Genomic DNA, 7100 nt, shown 5'->3' with positions numbered 1-7100 from the left:
CAGAAATTATTCCACCTAGAGACCTTCAAGCACCGGTTCTATCCTCGATACCATTAGAATTAACTTCATATGCAGGTATCTATGCTAACAACGCCATGGTTAAGAATGTAAGTGTTGGAACAGAGGGGAAAATCACTATTTCGGCTTTATCACATAAAGATATACCTGATGAAATTTATCTTTATACATCTGAAGGTGTATTTGTCAACGAAGATGGTAGCAAAAAGTTGACTTTTGTGAATGAGTCAAATGGGAAAACATATATACAGATCAAAATAATTTTTAATTTGCCTAATATAGGACAGACGGTTATGACTTCATATGAGTATGAGAAAATAGAGCCTAATATTATAGATGATGTATCGCAAAAAGCATGGGATGAACGAAACGGAACAAAATATTATGTTGTAAATGAAATTCCACAAAGTCAAGCTTATCATAAGCTGGAAAGCTCGCATTTTGAAATCACCACCAATAAAGAATTGCCAGGCTATGCCGTACAATATAAAATTGTTGATTCTGATACGGCTTGGCAGGATGTACAAATTCCTCTTATGTCAGGCCGCGATTTAGGAACCCTTGAAATTTCAAATATTGACGGGAAAGAATATCTTTCAAATGCTGGCTCGATTTTTATTAGTGAAAAAGATATGGTCGATATGTATGCGGGGGATAATGCTATCTGCACAATCCAGGAGAACGGATATGCTCGATGGTATACTATCAGCCAAAATGATGCCGGTAAAACAATGACGGTTAATTTGCCGGAAAACGCGTCATTTGCTGTTTATGATGAAGAGTCCTGTGTTTACTATTCTACGGTAAACGGTAATCAACCCGTGAAGCTTCCCGAAAATGGAAAGGTCGTTTATATAGGAGAGGCTCCAGGAGACTGTTTTACTATTACCACCAAATAAGAAATTATAAAAATCAATGATATTGAGCTTGTGAGAGCAGCAAGCATAACTGTCCGTATTTCAAGTTATTGGAGGGTAAAGGGGGACAGGTTCTTTGCCCACTGATTACAGCAAAGGAAGGAAGAGAAAAGAAAATGTTATTACCTGATTTGAATTTTGCGACAATAAGCTCACTAAAACCGGTTGAGATAGTTATTACCGAGGCTTCCAGAGCATTAAAAGATCAAGACCGGGTTATTAACAGCAGCGAAATTGCTAATGTACTTAGGATAACCCTTCAAACTATTGCTGAAGCGGATATTTCTTTTCGCGCTATTTATGCATACGGTACAAGCAAAATAAGCAATCCCGAAGAATATATTCCATCTGAGGATGCTGCCGGCACCTTTATAAGTTCACATCTGCCATACTTGACAGCAGCAAATCTTAATGATGGGCTATTAGCTCTAGTTGGATCTATTTTCTTTCTGGTTTTTCGAAGAAAGAAAATTAAACAAAAAGAACAGATTTTGTATGGTGAAGCTATGGCCAGAGAGAAATCCCTTCGTAATCAGCTTCTGTTAGAAGCTAATGCATCACAGGAACGAATCGACTATCTAAAGAGCATTCTTGCACTGTTAACCTATGCGTTAAAAGAACTTAAGCGAGATTTAACAGTATTAAAAGCTAACTAAACATTTTATAGAAAGAAAAGTCTATTTTAATTTCCCATCCATATTTCACGCAAAAGGAACTCGCAAGTGTTTTGTGCCAGCCAGGGTAAAACACGAGAAGAAGCATTAGCAAACATAAAAGAAGCTATTTACGGTTGCATAGAAGCAAGAAAAGAGATGGGATTGCCTTTAGGGAACGAAGAAGAGATCGTGGAGGTGGAGGTGGCTATCTAGTGCCACCCCGTGGGGAGTTCACAATGACCCATGATTCTATTACCATCGGCTCAGAGGCAGACTGATGACCAAATTAGTCATTTTGCCTCCTCCAATTCTCAATTATCTTTCACTAAAATCACTTTACCGTTTTCAATTCTTACCAGAAGTATATTTTCCATGGTTTTATAGAGTATCTGGCCGTTTTTATCAATAATCATCATTTTATAAGGGGATTCACTTTCTTTTTTAAAAATCGCCGTCAAATAACCATTCTGGATCTCCATTTTTTTGAGCTGCCCGCCGGGATTGATCGATTCCTCATTACCAAGAGCAAACAGCTGTCCAGTGTCTGCCAGCGCATAATATAAATGCCCCTGCAGCACTTCATACTGGCTTACCGCTTGACTGATCAATAGTTCGGCCTGCCCTCCGCTTAACGGAACCCGGTACAGATATTGATTACGGTCGGTAAAGTAGATCATGTCATCGGTAATTTTAAAACCGGACGCCTCTGCTTCACAGACTCTTGCTGTTTTGCCGCTGTGGATATTTACTCGGTAGATACCGGTGGTAGTTGGCAAGTTTTTATCTTGATAGTAACCAAGTACATAAATCTCTTCGTCAATCAAGTATAGATCCTGACTGGGCTGGGATGAGAGGCCCTGACTGTCACTCAGGAAGAAGCGGCCAAAATAGCATTCCGGGTCGCCCACATTGGTGTATTCATTCTCACCCGTGTTTTTGATCTGCAGATTATCAGCAATCGGAGGAGCCCAGTGATCGACCCTGACGGTGTAATCATCATATATTCTTATCGCGGAATAACCGTGGTCAATATCCTCGGTCGTACCGTCCTCCTTCAGCCAGATAATGTGATCGGATCCCATGGTGGCACCGCCGCTATGATATTTCAAAATAGCTTTACCGTTGTCAGTATGTAATGATGACAGCCCATATTCATAACCAAAATAATAGCTTTCCGTCAACTGATAAACTTCTCTGCGTTCTGTGGGATTAGCGACCGGTGCTTGATAAATTTTACCCTTCTCCCCTTGATAGTAATAATAGTTTCCGGCCATCGTAAAGGCCCCCTTTTCCCCATCAGGCAGGGTAACGATCGGAAGCGTCAGCTGGGCTGCCGTCGTATCGGAAGCAGCTGAATTGATCACCAGGCCGTTTCTCTCATCAAAAGAATATTTCCAGCCAAATTCATCCACCGCAAACCGCCAGGTCAGAGGGAAATAAGTAATGTTCCTAAACACCAGCAAGGGATATTCTTCCTTGCTGTTATCGATCTGTTGGCCGTTGACATTGATTTTGAAGGCAGCAATGGCCGCTGTATAAGCAGTATTATTTCTGCCACCTGCCTGATATTTATGGTATCCCCAATTGACGCCGGTCTTGGCGATCTTTAGTCCGGTGCTGCTGTCCCATACACTTTCCAGGCCCAGGAAGCGGCAGTCGTAATAAGTCATAGGAAAATAAGTTATATCTTTGTACACGATCAATGGATACTGGTTGCTTGCATTTTCAATGACCGTCCCGTTCAATCTCACCTTAAAAGCCGGCAAAATAACTTTTACATTGCCACTTGCAGCATGGGCTGGAACAGAAAATATGCCCAGCGTAAATATGATCATCAGTAACAGTGTGGTTAGTTTTTTCTTCATCTTGATCTCCCCTCTCACTTACAATCTTTTAAATGATCTCTGAATATTTTAAGTAATTCTTGTGGCTCATCAATAAAATAGGACCGAGCCACCTGGCCATTAGCATCTAAATCACAGCCATTCCACCAGATGGCGACCTTTATGCGCGGATACTTAGAAAGATTGTCAAACATATCTTCTACCCAGGCTTCTTTGCTGCCGCCGGCATTGCTGGAGGAAAACTCGGTTATCATCAGTGGTTTGTCAGATACGCGCACCGCTTTTAAATACAGCTCATCATAAATCTCGGTAAAGCTCCTCCATTTTTCACCGTTATAATAATTCCCGGTATTATAGCCGGTCAGCCCCACTACATCAACATATTCATCCCCCGGATAATACATGATTTCATGATTCCATTTGAAATTAGGAAAGGATTTTTCATTGGGATTCCAGACCCAGATAACATTCTCAGCACCTGTAGCAGTAAAAATTTCGTAGATGTATTTATATAACGCTTTATAAATTTCCGGATCTCTGGCTGTATGGAAACTGGAATATTCACACCAGTCACCATTCATCTCGTTGCCGAAGCGGAAAAGGACCGGGTGTCCAAACGCCGCAGTTTCCGCTGCAAATGCCTGCAGGAAAGGATCATATTGCCCGTTTAAGATGTCATAGACCATATTGCCTTCCCCGGCTTCCTGACTGGTTGTCTGCAGGGTAAGTTCAAGAGTCTTGCCTTTGGCATAAGCCTTGTCCAGGTCCGATTTCACATAGCCCGGTGTAAAAGTTTTTTGTACATGCTTGTAAACCAGTAAAAACTTAAAATCATGCTCCAGCTGCTTTTCCAAATGATTCAGTTCCCACATGTCCTGGGGGGCGGAATATTTAAAGATACCCCAGGTCAGGTCACTTTCCGGGGAGAAATACTGGTTATAGAAGTCCCGGGTCTCGGTATTCCAGAATTCATTTTCAGTTTTGCTCATTTTTACAGTAGAAGGCTTGACCGTTGCTGGAAAAGTATAAAACCCTGCAAAAAGTTCTTCATAACCGCCACATTGATCAAAAGGAATATCTGCTTTGACTAGAAAGGTGTAAACAAAGCCTTTATCCATTATATCGATACAGGCATAGTAGTTCTTATCATCAGCTACATTTAATAACTTATTTCTTGACCACTGATTGATCACAGTCGGAAACCCATTGATATCAGTTTTCTTTTGCAATTCCGCTTTGTGGTCAGCGGTATTCTTTAAGAAATAGTTGGAATAGGATATATAAGCATTGGCTGAAATATTATTCGCAGTCAATGGCTGTTTATATATTTCCATTCTCCGGTGCTCATCTTCCAGTACCATTCTTATGTAGCTGGATTCATTTTCAGTGACTTTCATAGCCGCTGGAATAGTGATCCCATAACCATCCACCTGATTAACAAAAATGACCCGGTCCTCAGGCATGCAGACAATAAGATAGGCACTTTCTTGAGCTGCCGGCGGCAATTCCGCACTCCCTGCCCGTTGTTCTATTTTTAAAAACCCGGATGTCTGCAGGTTCGTGCCCGATAAAACCAGCCAGAATAAGGTTATACTGATAATGATCATTATGCACTTGAATAGTTTGCTTGTTGTCAATGTTTTCATATCTATTACCCGTCCCCTGTCATGTTCAATTGAGCGGCTAATTGTCTTGCGCAGTATCAATGGTTTGGTCAGAAGTTAACTGTGCAAGATCTATGATTACTACTTCTGCCGGCTGTGAAGGGGTTTCCGGTTCTATGGTCTGAGCTGAAGGAATTGCTGGCGCTTCCGTTGCTTCTTTTTCCTGCTTATCGATGTCTGCGTTATGGTTGTTGATTGATGGATCATCTACATCAATACCAGATCGATCATCAATAGGAGCCGTATTTTTGTCCCGAATGATACCCTGCTCATAGAGGGGGGCAGAAATTATTTCCCCAGCCTTTACCGGCAGATCATTGATCTGTATTAAACTGCCGCCGAACAGCAGCGCAATAAGGATGAAAACCAATGCCCCAGTCCCTTTTTTCTTATGTTTCCTATCGAATATATTTATGACTCTGTCCTGGAGACTTTCTCTGCCGCTTTTAAAACCGGTAGAAACAGCCGGATTAATATTTCTGCCGTTATGAGCAGCCATTTCAATGATCATCAGGCTGTACAATCTTTTCTCCTCGGTCCCGGTTCCCTGCAAGGCAATTTGATCACAAGTGATTTCAATATCCCGTTCAGCCCGAGCGGCCATGATATGTACTAAGGGGTTAAACCAATGAACCGTGCGCACCAGAAGCAGCAATACTTTATAGGCGATATCATGACGCTTGATATGGTTCAGCTCATGGCTTAAGATCATTCTTAACCGGGTATCATCATAATGATCATGGGGCAGCAACAGGACCGGCCGGAATAAACCAACCACCAGCGGTCCCGATACTTCTTGGCAAATACAAATTTTAACTTTTGATTTCAGTCCCTGTTGGCAGCTGATCTCAGCAACTAAACGGGCAATTTTGCTCTCTGCCGATACACTTAAACGACTTCTGACAATACTGCGAAATGATAGATAGCTTTTAATATTGACCAATAGAAATGCCAGCGCACCAGCCAAATAAAGTATCACCATGATTTCGACAATACCAATACCAAGAATGAAATCAAAAGCAGTGGCGGATAAGTTGCTCACAGTAGATGTTGCATGGGGAACCAGACCGCTGACAGCAGAGATGCTTTCTTTTGGTGCGGAAGCAATATTAAAACTGAACGGTGTGGCTGCTCCGCCGGAAAAAGGAATGATCAATCTTAGCGAGACAGCCAGCCATATAAAGTATCTCCAGTTTGATATGTATATTTTATTCAATAAAGGTGCAGTCAAAAGCAAAATTGCAATGATCGGGGTCATACTCAGAGATAAAGTTAGAATGTTAAAAAGAATTTCTATCATAACTAGCCCTCTTTATTTTTATCGGCAATCTCTTCCACAAATTGTTTTAATTCCGCCAGGTCTTCATTACTTATCGCATCCCCGTCATATAAGGCCGCGACAAAATTCTTGAGTGAGCCCATGTGCATTCTTTTCAGAAATGATTTACTTTCCTTGTTAAGATAATCTTGCTCATTAATGAGAGAAGTGTAATAATTTACTCTTCCCTGCTTACTGATCGCCAGAAACCCCCTGTCCACTAAACGAGCTAAAAAGTTAAGCACGGTTGTATTGGCCCAATGTTTCTCCCCGGCCAGCTTGTCCATAATATAGGCAGAAGAAACCGGCTGCCCCGCTTCCCAGATGATCATCATCAATTCCAGCTCACTGTCCGGCAGTCGTTTTATGTGTTCCATGTCCTTCTCCTTTTCCTCATTTAATACTACGCAAACCAAATCTTTTTCTTATTCTACATTTGTAGAATTTCAAAGTCAACTGTTTTTATTTACCAAAAACCAGCAAGAGAACATATCGATTAACCCTACCAACACGACGGAAAAATAGCAGGGGTTTGTTTATCAGCACCAAAATAACATGACGTAAAATGATAAAAGCCGCTCCTGCAAAAAGCAGGAACGGCTTTATTCCCGGGATTTCAGCCAATATAAAAACCACCCACCGATAAAATTCTTTTTATCAATAGATGGTAGATAATCTGGCTA

At 41.4% G+C, this 7100-nt stretch carries 7 protein-coding genes and 1 pseudogene; 3 read left to right on the top strand and 5 right to left on the bottom strand.

The features are described from left to right. The 3 genes and pseudogenes from PHP87_RS09770 to PHP87_RS09760 all read left to right on the top strand — a co-directional run. Window positions 1-917: pseudogene (locus PHP87_RS09770) on the top strand (hypothetical protein); the annotation flags it as partial. 134 nt (window positions 918-1051) lie between these two features. After that, window positions 1052-1591 (top strand): hypothetical protein, encoded by a 540-nt coding sequence (locus PHP87_RS09765; RefSeq protein WP_299920783.1) that lies wholly within the window; start codon window positions 1052-1054, stop codon window positions 1589-1591. Window positions 1592-1657: 66 nt separating this feature from the next. After that, window positions 1658-1804 carry a type II toxin-antitoxin system HicB family antitoxin gene (locus PHP87_RS09760; protein ID WP_299920780.1) on the top strand — a complete coding sequence of 49 codons (147 nt, stop codon included), beginning with the start codon at window positions 1658-1660 and terminating at the stop codon, window positions 1802-1804. 98 nt (window positions 1805-1902) lie between these two features. Here the strand turns inward: PHP87_RS09760 and PHP87_RS09755 are convergent, their stop codons facing one another. From PHP87_RS09755 to PHP87_RS09735, 5 genes are all read right to left on the bottom strand, one after another. Then, the gene (locus tag PHP87_RS09755) at window positions 1903-3456 is read right to left on the bottom strand and encodes a DUF5050 domain-containing protein (RefSeq protein WP_299920778.1); all 1554 of its coding nucleotides are present in this window, start codon (window positions 3454-3456) and stop codon (window positions 1903-1905) included. Window positions 3457-3470: 14 nt separating this feature from the next. After that, window positions 3471-5081: a glycoside hydrolase family 26 protein gene (locus tag PHP87_RS09750; protein ID WP_299920776.1), complete on the bottom strand. Its 1611-nt coding sequence runs from the start codon at window positions 5079-5081 to the stop codon at window positions 3471-3473. Window positions 5082-5118: 37 nt separating this feature from the next. After that, on the bottom strand, window positions 5119-6399 hold the full coding sequence (locus PHP87_RS09745; RefSeq protein WP_299920773.1) for a M56 family metallopeptidase: 1281 nt from the start codon (window positions 6397-6399) through the stop codon (window positions 5119-5121). A gap of 2 nt (window positions 6400-6401) precedes the next feature. After that, complete coding sequence (locus PHP87_RS09740) at window positions 6402-6794, bottom strand: BlaI/MecI/CopY family transcriptional regulator (protein WP_299920771.1); 393 nt, start codon at window positions 6792-6794, stop codon at window positions 6402-6404. A gap of 85 nt (window positions 6795-6879) precedes the next feature. Further along, a complete protein-coding gene (locus PHP87_RS09735) occupies window positions 6880-7041 on the bottom strand; it encodes a hypothetical protein (protein ID WP_299920768.1) in 162 nt (53 codons plus the stop codon). Window positions 7042-7100 lie beyond the last annotated feature (59 nt).

Origin of the sequence: Syntrophomonas sp., assembly GCF_028707975.1 — a bacterium.
Classification (GTDB): domain Bacteria; phylum Bacillota; class Syntrophomonadia; order Syntrophomonadales; family Syntrophomonadaceae; genus Syntrophomonas.
This window is presented reverse-complemented; position numbering and strand designations above follow the sequence as displayed.

Bases quoted from the DNA above. Each gene is read 5' to 3' on its own strand.
- PHP87_RS09765 (WP_299920783.1), top strand. From the start codon at position 1,052: ATGTTATTACCTGATTTGAATTTTGCGACAATAAGCTCACTAAAACCG.
- PHP87_RS09755 (WP_299920778.1), bottom strand. From the start codon at position 3,456: ATGAAGAAAAAACTAACCACACTGTTACTGATGATCATATTTACGCTG.
- PHP87_RS09750 (WP_299920776.1), bottom strand. From the start codon at position 5,081: ATGAAAACATTGACAACAAGCAAACTATTCAAGTGCATAATGATCATT.
- PHP87_RS09745 (WP_299920773.1), bottom strand. From the start codon at position 6,399: ATGATAGAAATTCTTTTTAACATTCTAACTTTATCTCTGAGTATGACC.
- PHP87_RS09740 (WP_299920771.1), bottom strand. From the start codon at position 6,794: ATGGAACACATAAAACGACTGCCGGACAGTGAGCTGGAATTGATGATG.